16 protein-coding genes, 1 pseudogene and 1 riboswitch are annotated in these 18,094 nt (G+C 37.9%); of the genes and pseudogenes, 12 read left to right on the top strand and 5 right to left on the bottom strand.

Translation table 11 applies throughout. The features are described 5' to 3' along the window. Positions 1-95: 95 nt before the first annotated feature. Positions 96-911 carry a hypothetical protein gene (locus tag A4245_RS14350; RefSeq protein ID WP_067729102.1) on the bottom strand — a complete coding sequence of 272 codons (816 nt, stop codon included), beginning with the start codon at positions 909-911 and terminating at the stop codon, positions 96-98. Positions 912-926: 15 nt separating this feature from the next. Further along, positions 927-2,795: a zinc ribbon domain-containing protein gene (locus A4245_RS14355; protein WP_067729104.1), complete on the bottom strand. Its 1,869-nt coding sequence runs from the start codon at positions 2,793-2,795 to the stop codon at positions 927-929. Positions 2,796-3,281: 486 nt separating this feature from the next. Between A4245_RS14355 and A4245_RS14360 the strand changes: the two genes are divergently transcribed. Beyond that, positions 3,282-3,590: a hypothetical protein gene (locus A4245_RS14360; RefSeq protein WP_067729106.1), complete on the top strand. Its 309-nt coding sequence runs from the start codon at positions 3,282-3,284 to the stop codon at positions 3,588-3,590. Between the two features lie 696 nt (positions 3,591-4,286). Then, a riboswitch (SAM riboswitch) is annotated at positions 4,287-4,398 on the top strand. A gap of 114 nt (positions 4,399-4,512) precedes the next feature. Beyond that, positions 4,513-4,965, top strand: a complete 453-nt coding sequence (locus A4245_RS14365) for an OsmC family protein (protein WP_067729108.1) — start codon at positions 4,513-4,515, stop codon at positions 4,963-4,965. 267 nt (positions 4,966-5,232) lie between these two features. Here the strand turns inward: A4245_RS14365 and A4245_RS14370 are convergent, their stop codons facing one another. Next, a complete protein-coding gene (locus A4245_RS14370) occupies positions 5,233-5,736 on the bottom strand; it encodes a competence protein ComK (RefSeq protein ID WP_067729110.1) in 504 nt (167 codons plus the stop codon). Positions 5,737-5,860: 124 nt separating this feature from the next. After that, positions 5,861-6,097: a helix-turn-helix domain-containing protein gene (locus tag A4245_RS14375; RefSeq protein WP_157087731.1), complete on the bottom strand. Its 237-nt coding sequence runs from the start codon at positions 6,095-6,097 to the stop codon at positions 5,861-5,863. 335 nt (positions 6,098-6,432) lie between these two features. Between A4245_RS14375 and A4245_RS14380 the strand changes: the two genes are divergently transcribed. From A4245_RS14380 to A4245_RS14395, 4 genes are all read left to right on the top strand, one after another. Continuing rightward, on the top strand, positions 6,433-6,972 hold the full coding sequence (locus A4245_RS14380; protein WP_067729113.1) for a sigma-70 family RNA polymerase sigma factor: 540 nt from the start codon (positions 6,433-6,435) through the stop codon (positions 6,970-6,972). A 279-nt stretch (positions 6,973-7,251) separates the two neighbouring features. Further along, on the top strand, positions 7,252-8,289 hold the full coding sequence (locus A4245_RS14385) for a DnaD domain-containing protein (RefSeq protein ID WP_067729114.1): 1,038 nt from the start codon (positions 7,252-7,254) through the stop codon (positions 8,287-8,289). A gap of 317 nt (positions 8,290-8,606) precedes the next feature. Continuing rightward, positions 8,607-10,217 (top strand): ATP-binding protein, encoded by a 1,611-nt coding sequence (locus A4245_RS14390; protein WP_067729116.1) that lies wholly within the window; start codon positions 8,607-8,609, stop codon positions 10,215-10,217. Further along, positions 10,214-10,903: a response regulator gene (locus tag A4245_RS14395; RefSeq protein ID WP_067729119.1), complete on the top strand. Its 690-nt coding sequence runs from the start codon at positions 10,214-10,216 to the stop codon at positions 10,901-10,903. Before A4245_RS14390 ends, A4245_RS14395 begins: the two co-directional genes overlap by 4 nt. Positions 10,904-10,981: 78 nt before the next feature. On the opposite strand, the gene A4245_RS14400 is transcribed toward A4245_RS14395, so the two are convergent. After that, positions 10,982-12,688 carry an IS1182 family transposase gene (locus A4245_RS14400; protein ID WP_067729121.1) on the bottom strand — a complete coding sequence of 569 codons (1,707 nt, stop codon included), beginning with the start codon at positions 12,686-12,688 and terminating at the stop codon, positions 10,982-10,984. Between the two features lie 275 nt (positions 12,689-12,963). Here A4245_RS14400 and A4245_RS14405 point away from each other — a divergent pair, with 275 nt between their 5' ends. From A4245_RS14405 to A4245_RS20980, 6 genes and pseudogenes are all read left to right on the top strand, one after another. Then, the gene (locus A4245_RS14405) at positions 12,964-14,016 is read left to right on the top strand and encodes a tripartite tricarboxylate transporter substrate binding protein (protein WP_067729123.1); all 1,053 of its coding nucleotides are present in this window, start codon (positions 12,964-12,966) and stop codon (positions 14,014-14,016) included. Positions 14,017-14,089: 73 nt separating this feature from the next. Continuing rightward, a complete protein-coding gene (locus tag A4245_RS14410; RefSeq protein ID WP_067729124.1) occupies positions 14,090-14,548 on the top strand; it encodes a tripartite tricarboxylate transporter TctB family protein in 459 nt (152 codons plus the stop codon). Positions 14,549-14,559: 11 nt separating this feature from the next. Next, the gene (locus tag A4245_RS14415) at positions 14,560-16,047 is read left to right on the top strand and encodes a tripartite tricarboxylate transporter permease (protein WP_067729126.1); all 1,488 of its coding nucleotides are present in this window, start codon (positions 14,560-14,562) and stop codon (positions 16,045-16,047) included. A 6-nt stretch (positions 16,048-16,053) separates the two neighbouring features. Beyond that, complete coding sequence (locus tag A4245_RS14420; RefSeq protein ID WP_199860692.1) at positions 16,054-17,457, top strand: SLC13 family permease; 1,404 nt, start codon at positions 16,054-16,056, stop codon at positions 17,455-17,457. A gap of 14 nt (positions 17,458-17,471) precedes the next feature. Further along, positions 17,472-17,811, top strand: a pseudogene (locus A4245_RS20975) (MmgE/PrpD family protein); the annotation flags it as partial. Between the two features lie 17 nt (positions 17,812-17,828). Continuing rightward, positions 17,829-18,077 (top strand): MmgE/PrpD family protein, encoded by a 249-nt coding sequence (locus A4245_RS20980; RefSeq protein ID WP_067729132.1) that lies wholly within the window; start codon positions 17,829-17,831, stop codon positions 18,075-18,077. Positions 18,078-18,094: the final 17 nt, after the last annotated feature.

Raw genomic sequence — 18,094 nt, forward strand, 5'->3', positions numbered from 1 at the left:
GTACTGTCCCTTTGTCCGCGTGTCCTTCCCCCTGGCAAAGTTTCAACAGCAGGGAAGGAAAAGGAAGCAGGAGAACCGTCCCCATGCTTCGCAACCTAAATTAAGAAGTCGGCCATTTGTTGGATGTTTTCAATGATCCCCATAATATAACCCTTTATAATTATATAAGAAATAAACATGGCGAGGGCTGAGGACCCTAGGGCCAGGTATACTTTTTGATCCGAAGTGTTTCTTGTTTTCTCTAGAACCATAACTGCTGGAATAATGATAGTTACATAGACTAATGAAAGTAACATGAGAGTCAGTGTAATTTGAATAGATCCAGCTAAGGCTGATAATAGTCCCAATATATTTATGACGATAAATGGCGTTAACAGCCCGCCAAATTGTGCAACAAGTTCTTTGCTCGTAACAGTACTCTTTCCTAATTTACTTATAGCAAGGGTACTGACCCACGAAATCGCAAGGAATAGTAAAGTAATGAAAAAGACTCGAAAAACAATGGCGAAGAAAGGTACATTAAAATTCATTTCACTACCTAACATACTCCCGAACCCCATTGCAGATTTTGCAAATGAGTTAATCAAAAAATATAAACCAAGTGCGATGGCAACCACATATAAAGCAATGTTAATTAGTCCGTTTACAAACAGATTCTCTCTAGATACCAATGCTATTGAAGGATTTTTCAATAAACCAATAAAGTAAGTTCCAAAATTCTGTAAAACAACTTTAACTTCATTATTTGCTTGCTGGGTTGCCGTATTCATTGCAGCTGTTGCAGCTGTTTCCTGGTGAGATGGGGCAACTGCTGCTGTTCCTCCATTGCCATCCAAGACCATTGCTGTTCCGCATGATTCGCAAAATTTACCGGATATTTGTTCATGACTACAATTGACACATATACTCATTTTCATACGCTCCTCTTAATCTCTATTTGTTTCCACATAATCAATACTAGAAATCTTATAACCTTCTTCAGTTACATTCAGTGTGTATGTCTTTTCACGGTCATAATCTATTTGTTCATCCAGATGGTTAGTAAAAACGAATAATTCCTTTGTGATTACTTCTATTGTACTATCATCAATTTTTTCGGTACCTTTAACCTCGTTTGATGTAAATTCATAATGATAGGCAGTATCTTTAAGATCTCCAACATATTCATTTAAATCATTATATGCGTGACTTCCTGGTTCCAAATAATTTTCTATCAAACTAAAATCCTTTGAATTCAGCGCTTTCTCATATGCATCCCGGAAATCTTTCACGAACTCTCCAGCATCAACATCTTCCGCATTCGTGGCCGCACTACTGGCTGCTTCTCCATCAACCCAAACGGACTTATGTATTACTGGTTCTTCTACGGTATATTCTTTGACATTTTCTTCTCCAATGCCCCAGCCGTTTTCTTGTTTGCTAACGAGCCATACAGCTGAATCTTCATCATATTGCAATTCATAATTATAGGACCACTCGGTATTATCTTCAGCATATTCGGGATATTCAATGTCATAACTTGTGAAGTTTCCCGTTATATCCACATCCATTCCAGCTGTCCAAATACCTTCAACATTAGATAAATAGATGGAATCCAGATCAAAGGCTGATCCCTGAAATTCCATTTCCAAGACTTGTTCATTCTCCATGTTATATGTTGCATCTTCCAAGATATTTTCCTGCATTGCTTTAGTGGCTGAAGTTAAATTGCCTGTATCAACGGAAGTAAGAGCTTTACTCCACTCCTGATTGTACTTATGTACAGTATCCATTAAAGTCGTCTGCAGCTCATCATTCATCAGGTTTACATCCACATAGTCACGTTCAATCGGCTGTTCTTCCGTTTTCATTGTTCCCCATGGTAGCTCAATTTCTACGGATAATGTCATCGATCCGTCAGTTAGAACAGGGCCAAAAGTGGGGGTTTCCAAAGGATTAATTCCAACATCGTTACCATTAATATATAATTTAGCAACTTCACTGCTTTCAGGTGCAGGCATATCTACCGTTACTTCATCAGCTTCTAAATATAGTCCAATGGTTTCCGTACCATATTCAGGCATTAGTAAGATTTCTTCTTGCCGTTCCAAATCTACAAAGTCAGCCTTCAGTTCCGCCTTGACATTATGGTGACCAGGAAGGAACGGTCCGAATGTTTGAGAAAAACCTGCCGTATCAGTTGTAGCAATTTCCTTATCGTCAACGAAAAGGGTGGTATCCTTATAATTTGTTTCTATTGTAAGATACACAGGATCTACTGCAAGTTTATAACGGTCATAGAATAAAAATTTCCCATCCTTTTGTAATTGCACAAGATTATAACTTCCCGAATCAATTGCTAAGGCAAAGTTTGGCTGATCCATTAATTGTGATTGTTCGTTCAGCCCTGTAACAACCTTATTCGTGACATCAGGATTTTCTTTAAAGTATCTAAGCAATCCAGCTACAGATTTTTCGTCTATCTTCAGTTCTTTATCACTGGATGTTAAATATTCTGCAATATCCTCGGCATTTTGATCAATAAGTGCAGTATGAAATCCATCAATTAAACGTTCTTTAGATAATAATGAATTAATAAGTACATGTACTCCAAATAGTAATACAAAAGCTGCCCCGATCGATATCCACATCATTTTAGTTTTTTTGGACATCGGTTGTTTAGGAACCACTGGAGCACTATCCTGCTTCGAAACTGCTGGTTCAATCTTGGTAGACTCGTTTACAGGTTGCCCGCATTCCTTGCAGAATAAAGCTTTCTCCTGCAACGGTGACCCACATTCTTTACAAAAATTCATTCTTTCCCCTCCATGATAATTTTCCTAACCTTTTTAGAAGTATAAATATATTAATGGTTAATTTTACCTCCTTCTCAAGGACTAATTATACATAAATCATGAGTATAATAACACAACTTATGGCAATTTTTACAAAAATTTAGCGAAGGACAGAGGGACAGGACCTTGTCCGGTATAAGGGTTGATTATTTAATCCTATAAGTTATTTAGATAAATTGGTTTTTGATTTTCTACCAAAATCAATATATGTGCTTAATATAAATATAATGCAACCATCTCCAATGTATCTTGCAAAAAGGAAGGACGAGGTACCTGTCCCTGCGTCCGTCTCCAAAAAGTATAAATTTTAAAAAAACATTTAACTTTTAAATTCTATTATAGTAACATGGTAAATATGTACTGGGTAATTTATCTTTATGATTATATAAAATAATATTTCCCCGGTATTTCATTTTGATTAACAATAAAAAAGAAAGGTGGGATGATATGAAAGTTTCATTAAAGAATGACGCTGGTGTAGGTAAGGAAGTTAAGGTTGGATTTAGCTGGACTACTTTCTTCTTCGGGTTCTTCCCGGCACTGTTTCGCGGAGATTTAAAATGGGCTGCTATTATGTTCGTCATTGAAGCAATACTTGGCTCATTTACTTTGGGTATTGGTGCTTGGGTAGCTGCAATTGTATTTTCTTTTGTCTATAATAAAATATACATAAAAGAATTATTAGAAAAGGGTTATAAACCAGCTGATCAATCAGCAAAGGATATATTGCAGCAAAATGAGATTTTAACAGCTTAATTGTTTCTCAAACTTAACCGATCCTAATAAATTATGAGGATCGGTTGTTATATGAGGGAAGGACAAGGGACAGGTTTGTAGTGCACCCCAAAAGTTAGAGTAAAAAACTAACTTTTGGGGTGTTCTATTATGGTCAAAAAATATAGCGATGATTTAAAGATAAAAGTAATTAAGGAGTATCAAAATGGATATTTAGGAATTAGAGCTTTAGCTAAGAAGCATAGTATAAAATCAAAAATCACAAGTCGGTAGATGGATACAAATATATGAGGGTTTTGGTGAAGATGGCTTGAAAAGTACAAAAAAGAAGCAAACTTACTTTGTTCAATTGAAGCTAAATGTATTAAGCTTTATGGAGAGAACAGGTTATAACGGAAACAGCCCTTCATTTTGGAATGAAAAATCCTACTATGATAGCTAATTGGAAGAAAGCTCTTCGTAAGGGGGAATCAGGTGCCTGCCCCCCGCCGCTATAAAGCACTAAAGTACCATTATGCCGCCATTCGGAGCCGCATAAAAGAATCCAAACTGTAAGTAGTATTTTGTTCACACCACAAGGGATAAGCTTGATATTCGAGAAAAAATTTTCGCTCACCTTCTGGACCAATGCACCCGCGATTGAAATTTCCCTATTGACTATTAACCACAATATGATATTATCTGTATAAATCCTATGAAATTAATATGATTAATTTCTTCTTATCAAGAGAGAGGGAGGGACTGACCCTGTGAACTCTCGGCAACCAGCGCCTTAAAAGGTGTCCCGGTGCCAAATTCAGAGGAATGATATGAATTCCAAAGATAAGAAGGTCGAGCAAATAGTACGTTCATACGTATGAATCATTTTGTGAACCCTTCTCTATTCTTTGGAGAGGGGTTTTTAGTTTTTCCAAAAAATAAATCGGAATGGAGAGATGTGAAAATGGCTTTAACAACGGTAAGTGCAAAAACATATTTAAAAGAAGGTGTCTTAGTAGAAACAGAAGCTCGAGGGCATAAGGTAATTGTGGATGAACCTCAAAATTTGGGTGGGACAGATAAAGGAATGAATCCAGTTGAACTTCTTCTATCCTCATTAGGTGCATGTCAATCGATTGTAGCAAGAACATACGCAAAGAAATTTGAGATAGATTTAAAAAATTTCTGGGTTGAATTAGAAGGGGATATTGATTTGGATGGATTTTTAGGAAAAGGAGATGTACGACCTGGATTCTCTGATATCCGATATACCTTCCATATTGAAACAGATGCTCCAGCTGAAAAGGTGGAGGCTTATAAGGAGTTTATTGAAGCACACTGCCCCGTCGGTGATACAATTGCAAACACAGTTTCCCTAGAATCAACAAAAGTAGTTGTAGAAAACCCTGTAAGCTAATACGAAATATACTAAGGTAGATCCATTTGAGATGATTCGTAAAATTTCGCTTGAATAGCTTACTACATAATTTTGGCGGATAAATCGTATCATGATAAGTTGTGTAAACTTTCGTGGATAATTGAAGCAAAATAGTAGAAAAAAGGTAGAGTAAGGACGGTGCTCGTTTGTCATGTGATAAACGGGCGCCGTCTCTTTTTTTGCAATAATATAGAAGGACAGAGGGACAAGGACATAACTCCGTCTGCAGGCAACAACGCACTAAAGCTATTTACCCACCCCAAGATAATCACTTTCCACCTCCAAAGAAAATGTTGACAGACAAATCAACGTGCGTTCCATTTGTTTTTGTAAAAAGGAACTTGGAACATCTACCAGTATTTCTGCACCGTTGGAGAAGGTAATCTTAGATGAGGGTGCTTTTTCTGCTAGGTGGGTGGTAGGGTTTATATTTCGGACGTGCGTAGCAAAAATCCAGCTGCAATCTGGATCATTCGTTGCGTGTGTAGGAAATACATAGATGTTTTTCCCGGCGTCAATCGGGAGGGGGATTTTCCGTTGAAACCCGGTCTTATGGATGACGGCTTGTTTTCTTCCTTCATAGGTGGCACCGTATTCTAGGCATGCTGCTTGAATAAGCTGCATGGGAGTCTGTCTGATAAAAAGGGTTCTTTCCTGTTCGAGTGCTATCGTTTGATAATTGCTATGATAAGCCGGCATCAGTGCCATGGTTTGTTCATGAATGGTATAATGCGCTACTATTTTACTCATGGAAGCTATCTCCTTTTTGGGGAATTCAGGAATAGACAGGATTGGAATAAATGGCAGGTGAATATGATTTTTCCGGTGGAGGCGAGGTAGAGGAGGGGAGCGAAGATGAAAGAGGTATTTGTTTTTATTGATTTTCGAATTCCTTATCCAATTCGGCGAATAATTCATCGTAAATTCCTAATGCCTTGCAAAGCTTATAGTAGGTATACATATTGGGTAATGTATTTCCATTCCCAATTTTGCCTAAATATTTATCGCCCAATTCTGCTGTTTCCTCTATTTCTCCTTGTGTTTTCAGCTGTTGCCTTCTCTTTTTCTCTAATAGTTTCCCTGCTAAATGATCAAATGAATGTTTATCCAATGCTATCTTCCTTTTTAAACCAATTATCAGATTCAAGGAAAGGAGAAAGAACACCATATATAACCACTTTGATGTAAACGGTAAAATCTTTTTACTTGATGCAAATAATAAAGTAAGTAGTATCAAGTTTTTCAAATTATGGGCTAACTTACAAAAATCCCGGTGAAAATACAATTTTCGCCAGGATTTTTGCATTTTTAGAGAAGTCAAATGGACTTGAAATTGGATTTTGACCGTAAATCGTGAAGTTAGCAAAGGTGATGAGATGGCATTTTTTTATTAGGATGAATCATGAAGTAGGACATACAATCTATCAACCCTTAGGAGGAATGTAAATGAAAAATGATAATGAGCGAACGTTCGAGGAGATTTTCAAGCAGAATGAGAACCGAATTTACTACCACATCCAGAAGCTGGGCATCCGAGATGTATACAGGGAATTTTATATGGAAGGGTTGTATGCCATGTGGATGGCCTATAAGAAATACGAACCGGATAAAGGCCCGCTCGCCACATACTTCAACTATACGATCCGCAATCGCCTCATTGACACACTCCGAAAGAAGACAACAGACCACAATCATGAAGAAAAGTTCCGCGAAATCGAGATGCTCCGCCAGACTGCTGGCAATACTTACGGTGACAGGAAACTCCCCATTTTTGAATCGACTGGAATCACATTGGGTAATGAGCAGGTGGATTGGCAGCAAATTAAAGCGAAGTTAACGGAAAAACAATGGAAATGGGTGTATTACCACATCGTTGAGGGCATGTCTCTAAAGGAAATTGCCGAACAGGAAGGTACGAGCCTGGAAGCGGTCAAGAGCTGGGGGAAAGCGGCGAGGCGGAAACTGAGGAGGGGTGATGGGTTGTAGATTGGAATGAGATTGGTGGTGGTTGGGAAGGAAATTACGTATATACATTTGTGCCAAGTGTAAAGAATGCTATCGTATTGGGCCGGCCGGATGGGTGGACTAGCTGTGTGGAGGAGTAAGTCGATGAGAGAATCGGTCGGCCCTTTTCTGATCAAGCAGCAGAATACTAGTCCGAGTGAGACCCAATAAATATGCCGTTCGAACGGGAAATCTTCTCGATTCGATCGGCTACATAGAATAGATTGAAAAAATCATAAAAAATGGGAAGGTTGAAGAAACATGAATTACATTAAAGAAATTAACGCATTTTACGATCAGGTTGAACGAAACCCGCTATCTGCATCAGCTGTCACCTTATGGCATACCCTGATGCACATCAATCATAAAGCGATGTGGGTCGATCAATTTACAGTAGCTGCGCCAGTTCTTCGGCAGAAATCGGGTTTGAAGGAAAGCTCCTTCAAACGGGCAAGGGCTGAATTGAGAGAAAAAGGCTATATTAATTTCAAGTCTCGAACGAATAATCAGGCACCAATCTATCAAATGAATAGCCTCGTTGTTGAAATGGAGCAAAGTATGAATTACATAACGGAAAATTCAGGTAGTTACTCAAATAATTCAATTAATCAGGTTACAAACCGGGCTTTTGTTGAGCCTACTGCTTGTGAAGGTTCAAATGAACGGTCTCGTCATGGCGGGCAGGACTTTTCCACGGACCGGTCCACTAACAGGCCAGTAACCCAGCATATTACCGCCCCAGGTGCCCGAGATATGGACCAAGGTGTGGACCACCATATGAACCGGCAAGCAGCACATCTAGAGAACCGGAATGCGGGCACATTAATTAAACATAAACAAGATGACAAGAAAATTAAACAGAACGAATCAGCTGCATCCGATGTATTTTTATTTTATCGGGAAAACTTTGGTACCATCAGTCCATTTGTCGCAGAATCACTAATGAACTGGGTGAATGATTCCGGTGAGGCCCTCGTTCTGGAGGCAATGAAGCGAGCATTAAACCGCAATAAGATAAGCTTTGGCTATGTGAAAAGCATCCTGCAGTCATGGGCGGAAAAGGGAATCGTAACGATAGAGCAGGCAAAGTCAGAGGAGATAGACTATCGGAAGCAGCGTGGAATCGGACCGCGGTATGGGAAATCTCATGACGTGGGAGCTCGGGCGGAGGTAGTGCCAGAGTGGTTTTCGAAGCATCAAGAGGAAGCTAGGGCGAAGCGAGAAGGAGAGAAGCGAGTGAAGGCGGATGTGGCGATGGTGGAGAGTGTTCAGGCGAGGTTGGAGGGATATGGAAAGTAAGGAGGGTAGAGGAAGAGGTACCTCGTTTTGGTGGGGAACTTGGATAGTGGACCTGTCCTTCGTGCGTACATAGAAATGATCTTCTTTAAGGCGATGAAGATCAAAATTAGCTGGAGAAGCTGAAGAAATGATTTATCTTGTTAATAGTCTGTTTATTTCCCTATGTAATCAGAAACAAGAAATATCCAGTCCATTTAAAAAATAATCAAAATTCACAGATAATGTGATATGATAAAAATAATTATCCAGACTGTTTTTTAATAAGTTTCACTTGTTTCATCAAACTTTCGTCTTACTGTCTTAGGGGGAGAGAAAAAATGAAAGGCAGAGTTTCTTTACAAACAAAGATTCTTGTACTGGTCCTAGGAACAGCAGTTGCTACAACTGTTTTGCTAGCGGGAATTTTTTCCTATCATGAGTTCGTTGATACTGAAAATGAAATCGGAACGAAAGCTTTAGATACGGCGAAAATCGTTACACGCATACCGACATTAATTAATGCATTCTATCATGAAAACCCAGAAAAAACGATCCAACCGTTAGTCGAGGAAATCAGAAGGTATACTGGAGCAGAATATATCGTAGTAGGTAATACGGACAGTATTCGGTATTCACATCCTGATCCAAAAAAGATTGGAGAAAAAATGGTTGGTGGGGATAACGATCAGGCACTAATAGATGGAGAGTCATACATATCAAAGGCAGTTGGCAGTCTTGGGCCAGCTTTAAGAGGGAAAGCCCCAGTACTCGGTGTGGATGGAGAGATTATTGGTATCGTGTCGGTGGGATTTATGATTGAAGACATTCAGTCCATGATCTACAAACGACTTCTTAAAATTAGCGGGATATCATTGGTTGTAGTGATAATCGGTATTATAGCGGGAATTATACTCACAAGAAATATCAGAAAAGACACGCTGGGTCTTGAACCTTATGAAATAGCTAACTTATTCAAAGAAAGAGATGCCATTCTTTCTTCTGTCCATGAAGGAATTATTGCTGTAAATAAAGAGGGGGAGATTTCTCTCATGAATAATTCAGCAAAAAAACTAGCGGGAATTGACGATAAAGAAAAGTTAACGATTGATCAAGTATTTCTTGATATAAATAGCAATAGAATGTTAAATGAAACGAATAACCTTAAAAATATAGAGACGGTTGTTAATGAGAGAGATGTTATTGTTAACTCACAAACTTTTATGCAGGATAATGAAGTTGTAGGAGCAGTTGTAAGTTTTCGTGATAAAACAGAATTAAAGGAACTCGTTAACACTTTGTCGGAGGTTAGAAAATACTCTGAGGAGTTGCGAGCACAGACGCATGAATATACGAATAAGTTATATGTAATTTCAGGTTTGTTGCAACTTGGTAATTTTAATGAAGCAATTGATTTAATTCAAACAGAATCAGAAATAGCAAAGAATCAGAATAGGATACTATTTGAGCAAATTAAGGACTCAACGATTCAAGCGATTCTTTTAGGGAAAATTGGACTTGCTTCAGAAAGTAAAATAGATTTGACGATTGATCCTAATTGTTATTTAGACAAGGTTCCAGATTATATTCAAGCTGTACAACTGATTACGATTGTAGGAAACCTATTAGATAATGCGATTGAAGCAGTAAAAGATATACCAAATGGAGAGGTGATTTTTTCTGCCACAGATTTAGGAAATGATATAGTCATCGAAGTTTCAAATAATGGAAATAGCATTCCTGGTAAAAGAGTGAAGCAATTATTCCGAAGAGGTTTTTCAACTAAACAGAAACATGGGAGAGGGTATGGATTATCGCTTGTTAAAGATACACTTGAGGATTTAAATGGTCAAATTGAAGTGCAAAACCAACCAACCGGAGGGGTTGTCTTCTCCATTTTCATACCGAAGTATCAATCATTGCCCGAAATGAAAGGTGTGAATTCATCGTGATTCAAATTCTTATAGTTGAAGATGATTATCGGTTAGCAGACATTCATCAAAAATTTCTAATGGAATTAGACTATGTACACATTGTTGGAAAAGCATTGACAGGAAAGGAAGCAATCGAGATAGCTTCAAAAAAAGACATTGATCTCGTTTTATTGGATTTATATTTACCTGATATGATGGGGATAGAAATTATAAAGGAATTAAGAAACTATCAGCCAGATGTTGATGTTATCATTATTTCCGCTGCATCTGAAAAGGGAGTTGTTGGAAGGGCTATACGAAGTGGGGTTTTCGATTACATTATAAAACCTGTTATTAAAGAAAGGTTAATAGATACGGTTGCTCGTTATAATAACATACAAAGTAAATTAGTAGAACAAAATATTATAGATCAGAGAGTGCTTGATAATTATTTTGGACTTTCGGCGGACCATAGCATAGAACCATTGAAAGCCACACCTAAGGGTATAGATCCATTAACGTTGGAAAAGGTTAAAGAGATTATGGAAGAGATTCAACAAGGAATAACTGCAGAAAAAATGGGTAAAAAAATTGGTGCTTCCAGAACAACTGCACGAAGATATCTTGAATTCCTAATCTCTCAAGGAAAAATTGTAGCTGATTTGGAATATGGAACAATTGGCAGACCCGAAAGAATTTATCATTTTAATAGAAATATAAACTAGAGCCACCTGTATTTAGGTCGCTCTTTTTATCATTATTGTCATTAGAGGCGTGATGGTGAAAAATGAAAGTTTTTTCTTTTAAAATATCTCCTGTAAACAGTATGAACAAAGAGGCTGGGACAAAACTAGTCTAAAATAGTGTAAAAAAATGGTTCTAAGCATAAAAGTTTGCTTAGAACCATTTTTTGTGGAGTGATTTCCACCCTCAGAAGTTAGATTGTACTTTCTGGCGGTATACTTTCTTAAGTTTACCGCCAGAAATGCAAATCCTAATTCATTATTCACTTTCTCTTTACCCCTAACGGACATTCGAGTGAAACCCAAATTAGCCTTCAGAAATCCGAACACTGGTTCCACATCCGTTTTACGTTTCCCGTAAATTTCACCAGTTTTCTCGTCTGAAAGCTTCTCTCTGATATATTCTTTTTGAGATTCCCACTTTTCATTGAGGTATACCTTTCGATTGTTTCCCTCTTTCGCCTTCGTACACATGGAGCGTAGAGGGCATCCGGAACAATCTTCGCATTCATATACTTTAAATTCTCGTTTAAATCCGTATCTGTCGGTTCGATGGGACACATGGCTGAATAATACATTCTTTCCATTTGGACAGATGAATGCATCTTCCTCTTCATTGTATTCCCAATTATCTACATGAAAAGCGTTATTTTTGTGATTCTTTTTCTTCTCCTTTCGATACTGATTGTATGTAATTAGTGGCGTCCGATTCCGGTTTTCGATAATATCGTCATAATTTTGTTCACTGCCATATCCTGCATCCGCCACGAGATATTTCGGCAGCTTAAAGTAATTTTCTTCGATTGTATTTAAAAAAGGAATCAAAGTACGAGTGTCGGTTGGATTAGGAAAAACATCGTAAGCGAGCGCATATTGACCTTCTGTCGCAACTTGAACGTTATAACCTGCTTTCAGTTGTCCGTTTCCCATATAGTCATCTTTCATCCGCATAAAAGTGGCGTCATGATCGGTTTTTGAATAACTATTGCGGTCTTCGAAAATCTCCATATCTTTTTGGTACTTTTGATTGCGCACAATTAAATCTTCAAATTGCTTACGATATTGTTTTGGTGCTTTTCGTTCGGAACTCAGCTGCTTCCGTTTACTGCCAACGTTACTCGCTTCAATTTTTTCGTCGTATGCTTCGATCTTTTCGCTTAGTTTTTCCACAATCTCTTTCATTTCTTCAACGGAAAGCTCTTCGAAATCGTCTCGCTCTATTTCAGGAATGATCTGCTTCTCTATTAATTCATCATACATTTGATTGGACTTTTCAATTAATTTTTCACTATAATTTTCAACCGATTTCCGCCAAACAAACGTGAATTTATTCGCATTGGCTTCAATCTTTGTGCCATCAATAAAAATAGCCTCTTCTTCAATCAACTCTTCTTTTACCAGGTGAGAACGAAATTGAACAAAACACTTCCGTAATAACTCCTTAGCTAGAGGATGCACACGAAATCGATTAATTGTTTTATAAGAGGGTTGACGCTCCTGAGCTAACCACATCATTCGTACACTGTCTTCTAATAAAGCTTCGATTTTTCGTCCAGAAAAGGCAGATTGCGTATAACCGCATAAAATAATCTTCATCATCATTCGAGCTGGATAAGGAGGACGACCGGTTTCCTTTTTGAAGGGTTCAAAAGCTTTTTCAGGTATACTCTCTACCAAGTCATTAATCGCAAAGGCTATATCGTTTTCTTTTAATTTAACTTCCAAATCCATAGGCAAAACAACTTGTTTCATGTTACAATTACGCATAAGGATACCTCCCAAAAATTATTGTGTCGTTACTTTAATTTTATCAAAAGGTATCCTTTTTGTTTATTCAAATGTAACTAAAAATAGCGTGATGCTTTTCGAAGCACCACGCTATTTTTTTACTTACCGGAGTTTTGTCCCAGCCTCATGAACAAAACAATCTTAATAAACAAATTGCACATTATAATGGAAACGTTTACATATCAGAAAAATTAAACTATATTTAATGCAAAGTACTTTTAGTGCTTAAATACAGTTAATTAAGGGGGATAAAAATGAAAAAATATTTATTGCTTTCCATTCTAGCGATGATGCTATTTTTTGTTGCTTGTGGATCAGGGGAGAATGAGGAAGAGGAAGAGGCTACGGAAGCATCAGGGTCAGGTTCTGATTCCTCTGATTCGGAGGATGTGGCAAGTGATTGGGAGCCAGAAGAATCTATTGAAATAGTCGCACCAGCAGGAGCAGGTGGCGGGTGGGATACAACTGCAAGAATGGCTGCACAAGTATTCTCGGAAGAAGGAATTATTGATCAGAATATCGGAGTGGTAAATAAAGAAGGCGGAGGAGGAGCTGTTGGTTGGGCATATATAGCTGGCTTTGAAGGCAATCCGCATAAACTTTTCGTTGCTTCACCACCAATTATTTTTATTCCTTTAAATGGACAGTCGGAATATAGTTATGAAGACTTTACTCCAATTTCTAACTTAATTGCTGACTATGCAGCATTTGCAGTTCGTGAAGATGCAGAATGGGATAGCATCAATGATTTATTTGATGATATGAAAGAAGACCCTGAAAGCATTACAGTGGTCGGAGCATCATCACCTGGAAGTATGGACCACATGCAGTTTGTACAGATCGCAAAAGCAGCAGGTGTAGACATTTCTAAGATTAAATATGTCTCCGCTCAAGATGGCGGCGGGCTAACACAATTATTAAACGGTAGTGTGGATGTATATTCTACAGGTGTAGCTGAGACGGTTGAGCAAGTTAGAGCAGGTAAAATCAAAGTACTGGGTGTCTCATCTGAAGAAAGATTAGAAGGTGACGTATTAGAGGACTTCCCGACAATGATTGAACAAGGTATTGATGAAACATTCATTAACTGGAGAGGGTTCTTTGGACCTCCTAATATGGAGGCAGACGCTCTCGCATATTATGAAGCTAAATTTAAAGAATTAAGTGATTCAGATGCTTTTGCAGAAATTCGCAAACAATTTGGCTGGGAAGAACTCTATTTGACTAGCGAGGAATACATTCAGTTCTTAGATGAACAAAATGAGAGTCTAGGAAATCTAATGGATGAACTTGGACTCGGAAATTAAATGAGTGAAGTCAATGACTTATGTCATTGACTTCAATTACTACATAAACAGCATGCAAGTAAGGAGTGAGTCGATGTTAAAAACCGTTAATAAGAAAGTAAGCTTGGTGCTTTTAGCGATTGGCACAGGTTATCTCATTTTGGCGTATCAAATTCCGTCATATCCATATACACAAATCGATGCGGATGTTATTCCAAAAACTCTCGGATATTTACTAATCTTCCTTTCTGTTCTACTGTTTATATCGAAGGATTCAGAAACAGAAGAACAAAAAGCTAGACGAAATATACCTAAAAAAGAAGTGGGAATGCTGCTGGTGGTCGCTGGGCTTATACTTCTATACATTATCTTATTGGAAATAATTGGATTTGTATTAGTGACAGCGGTATTTATCTATTCTTGCTCCCGGTTTTTAGGATATAAAAGTCACATAACAAATGGAGTTGTATCGATTTCATTACCTGTACTTATGTATCTGATGTTTACAGAATTACTGAAAATTAGTTTACCAAGCGGGATATTGCCTTTTTAGGGGGGGAGTTTATGGGGTCAATAGAAGGGATCATTACAGGATTTCAGACAGCGTTTAATATAGAGTCTATATTATTTGTCATGCTTGGTGTATTTGCGGGTACCATTATTGGAATGTTGCCCGGGTTAGGTCCCATTAGTGCAATAGCTGTTATGATTCCGATGACGTTCGGAATGGACCCTAGTGTGGCACTAATTATGATGGCTGGAGTGTATTACGGAGCAATATTCGGTGGTTCCACATCAGCTATTTTGCTGAATGCACCAGGGGTTTCTGGTACCGTTGCAACGGCGTTTGATGGTTATCCGATGGCACAGCAAGGCAAAGCCGGAAAAGCACTTGCAATTGCAGCGATATCTTCTTTTGTAGGAGGAACAGTCAGCGTTATCTTATTAATGTTGTTGGCGCCAATATTATCAAGTGTTGCTATTTCTTTCGGTCCACCAGCCTACTTCGCTTTAATGGTACTAGGTTTAACGGCGATTGCGAGTCTTTCTGAAGGTTCAACAATTAAAGCATTAATTTCAGCTGTTGCTGGATTTATGGTTGTTACAATTGGTATTGACCCGCAGTCAGGGACACAACGGTATACATTTGGTAATGTAAATCTTCTTGAAGGCTTAGACTTTTTGGTGATTGCATTAGGGTTATTCGCGCTTGCTGAAGTGTGCACATTAGTACTAAAACGCAAAGATCAATCATTCAGAAATCTCCACAATATTGGAAGTCTTAAGCTTACGAAAAAGGATTTTAAAGAAATGTCTGGGCCGATGTCCAGACAATCATTTCTTGGGTTCCTAATCGGAGTATTACCGGGAGCAGGAGCAACGATTGCCTCATTTATCGCTTATATTTCAGAGAAAAAAATAGCGAAGAACCCAGAGGAATTCGGCAAAGGCTCGGTAAAAGGATTAGCTGCTCCTGAAACTGCAAATAATGCTGCCACAAGTGGTGCTTTTGTTCCGTTATTAAGTTTAGGAATTCCAGGTTCAGGAACAACGGCTGTTATGCTTGGTGCGTTTTTAGTGCTTGGCGTACAACCAGGTCCTATGTTGATGACAGAGCGTCCCGAGATTTTCTGGGGAGTTATTGCAAGTATGTATATCGGTAATATCTTTTTGCTTATTTTAAATTTGCCGCTGATTCCTTACTTTGCAAAAGTGCTCAAGATACCTAGGCCACTGCTTATTTCACTCGTCATTATCTTTAGTATGATTGGGGTTTATGCAGTAAGTTTTAATACCTTTGATCTGTATATGCTATTGTTATTCGGTGTCATTGGATTTATTATGCGATTATTTGCGTTTCCTGCCCCGCCTTTTATACTGGCGTTTATTTTAGGTGGAATGCTTGAACAGTCACTCAGACAATCATTAACAATTTCAAATGGTGATTTAATGATTTTCCTGACAAATCCAATCTCATCTGCATTATTAATCCTTTCCCTGCTTTCATTCGTTTTCCCATTAATAGGGCAAATACGTAAGAGAAAAGGATAGTTGAATGTGAAGAAATTGCGGATTGGATTAGGTTCTATATTACCCATCATAGGTTTTTTATTAGTGGGCGTTATAATTTCCAAAACATCTTTTCTGGAACATTTTTCAATAGAACAGCAATTAACTCTATTGCTATTATTTATCGCAATTTTTCTATGGATTACTGCTCCGATTCCGACAGCGGCAAGCAGTATATTGATTATTTCATTAATGATGGTGTTTAATATTGCCGGTTCTGTGGAAGAAGCATTCGCGGGTTTCTTAACACCCGCACTTTATTTCATTTTAGTTTTGTCATTAATAAGTAAAGCACTAGTGGAAGTTGAAGTCGATCAGGTATTTGCGAAACTGCTGATTAAGTTCAGTAAAGGTGGTCCTATTCTTATTGTATTGGGGCTACCGATTGCCATTTTACTTATGCCGATTATCCTTCCTTCTGCAGTAGCGCGATTTAAAATAATGTTTCCTTTAATGAACAGTATAAATCACTTTTATGGATATCAGGATAAAAGCATTTTTCATAAATACAGTATTTTCCTTATTGGTATGGTGAATCAAAATGCAACACTGGTCATTTTCACGGGTGGCGGGTTTCCGATTCTCGCACATCAGATTTTAAAAGATTATAACGTTACAAACCTTAGTTGGCTGGAATGGATACGTTTATTAGCACCGCCATTATGGATTGGATCCATTTTAATGGTGCTAATTATATGGTACTTTTTAAAAATTTTACACCCAAACGATAACTTGGCTAAAGCGAGTAGTTTCAGTCAAGGTAAGATAGAGAGCCAAGACAAGAAATTACCTTTCAAATTTTGGGTGACGCTGCTTAGTTTTTTCATTATGATTCTTGCTTGGATTTTTACCGATGAAGAAATAGTGCCCCTTATTTTGCCACCGATGCTGTTAATTGTTTTTTATGCGATGCCGAAAATGGGTTTAATTACGAATAAAATGATTCGAGAATATGACTGGGAGAATTTCCTTATGCTTGGAGCATCATTTTCGCTCGGGATGCTGCTTATGAAAAACGGAACAGCTGAGGCAGTTGCAAATTTATTAATTACTTTCATTCCTGGAAATACCGGAATCGTAATTAAAGTAATTATAATCGCAGTGATTGTATTTATTTTGCGTTTTTGTTTTATCGTTCCTTCTGCAGCTATCGTTGTGATTTTTCCAATTGTTATGTCTTACTCCGAATTAATAGGAATCCCGCAGATTCAATTAGCATTATTGGTGATTATAATCGTTGGAAGCGGAATGGTGTTGCCTATCCATTCCACAACAATCTATTTAGCTTTTGAAACAGGGATTTTATCAAAGAAAGAACAATATAGCATGGGCTTTTTATTTAGCTTAGTACTTATGGTTATTTCAATTTTGTCCACATTATATTATTGGTAGAGGAGATATAAAAAATGATACAACAGACAGATGGCTTACTGGTAGAAATTGCAGACTATGTTGTTGATGGGAAAATAGAGAGTAAAGAAGCAATGGAGACAGCTAAAAATGTTTTAATTGATACATTAGGCTATGGCTTCCTAGCAATGCGCTACCCGGAATGTACAAAGCATCTCGGACCTATTGTACCTGGTATATATGTGCCATGGGAGCAGGGTTCCTGGCACATAATTTGAATTAGACCCTATTCAGGCAGCTTTTAATATTGGAACAGCAATTCGCTGGCTAGACTATAATGACACGTGGCTTGCAGCAGAGTGGGGCCATCCTTCTGATAACCTAGGAGGGATTTTGACCAGCTAAGAGATAAGATGGAAGTTGTAGAAAATGAACAGTATTCAGCGGACTATTTAGATTCGGAGAAGCGGTCGATTGCAAATGCTGTTCAACTATTTTTTGCTGACGGATCATCTACGGAAAAAATAGAAAGACAGTATCCACTTGGACACCGATTCCGACGAGAGGAAGGAATACCGAATCTGGAAGAAAAGTTTAAAGAAAATCTTAAGACACGTTTCCCTGAAAAACAAGCAGAGGAAATATATATAATGTTTCTATAGATTTAGAGAATCTGAAA

Source organism: Oceanobacillus damuensis (assembly GCF_001618145.1).
Lineage (GTDB): Bacteria > Bacillota > Bacilli > Bacillales > Amphibacillaceae > Oceanobacillus > Oceanobacillus damuensis.

What these genes read in the sequence shown, in the direction of transcription:
- A4245_RS14350 (WP_067729102.1), bottom strand. Translation starts at nt 911, where the DNA reads ATGAGTATATGTGTCAATTGTAGTCATGAACAAATATCCGGTAAATTT.
- A4245_RS14400 (WP_067729121.1), bottom strand. Translation starts at nt 12,688, where the DNA reads ATGCGTAATTGTAACATGAAACAAGTTGTTTTGCCTATGGATTTGGAA.
- A4245_RS14415 (WP_067729126.1), top strand. Translation starts at nt 14,560, where the DNA reads ATGGGGTCAATAGAAGGGATCATTACAGGATTTCAGACAGCGTTTAAT.
- A4245_RS14360 (WP_067729106.1), top strand. Translation starts at nt 3,282, where the DNA reads ATGAAAGTTTCATTAAAGAATGACGCTGGTGTAGGTAAGGAAGTTAAG.
- A4245_RS14390 (WP_067729116.1), top strand. Translation starts at nt 8,607, where the DNA reads ATGAAAGGCAGAGTTTCTTTACAAACAAAGATTCTTGTACTGGTCCTA.
- A4245_RS14380 (WP_067729113.1), top strand. Translation starts at nt 6,433, where the DNA reads ATGAAAAATGATAATGAGCGAACGTTCGAGGAGATTTTCAAGCAGAAT.
- A4245_RS14370 (WP_067729110.1), bottom strand. Translation starts at nt 5,736, where the DNA reads ATGAGTAAAATAGTAGCGCATTATACCATTCATGAACAAACCATGGCA.
- A4245_RS14365 (WP_067729108.1), top strand. Translation starts at nt 4,513, where the DNA reads ATGGCTTTAACAACGGTAAGTGCAAAAACATATTTAAAAGAAGGTGTC.
- A4245_RS14355 (WP_067729104.1), bottom strand. Translation starts at nt 2,795, where the DNA reads ATGAATTTTTGTAAAGAATGTGGGTCACCGTTGCAGGAGAAAGCTTTA.
- A4245_RS20980 (WP_067729132.1), top strand. Translation starts at nt 17,829, where the DNA reads ATGGAAGTTGTAGAAAATGAACAGTATTCAGCGGACTATTTAGATTCG.
- A4245_RS14405 (WP_067729123.1), top strand. Translation starts at nt 12,964, where the DNA reads ATGAAAAAATATTTATTGCTTTCCATTCTAGCGATGATGCTATTTTTT.
- A4245_RS14410 (WP_067729124.1), top strand. Translation starts at nt 14,090, where the DNA reads ATGTTAAAAACCGTTAATAAGAAAGTAAGCTTGGTGCTTTTAGCGATT.
- A4245_RS14385 (WP_067729114.1), top strand. Translation starts at nt 7,252, where the DNA reads ATGAATTACATTAAAGAAATTAACGCATTTTACGATCAGGTTGAACGA.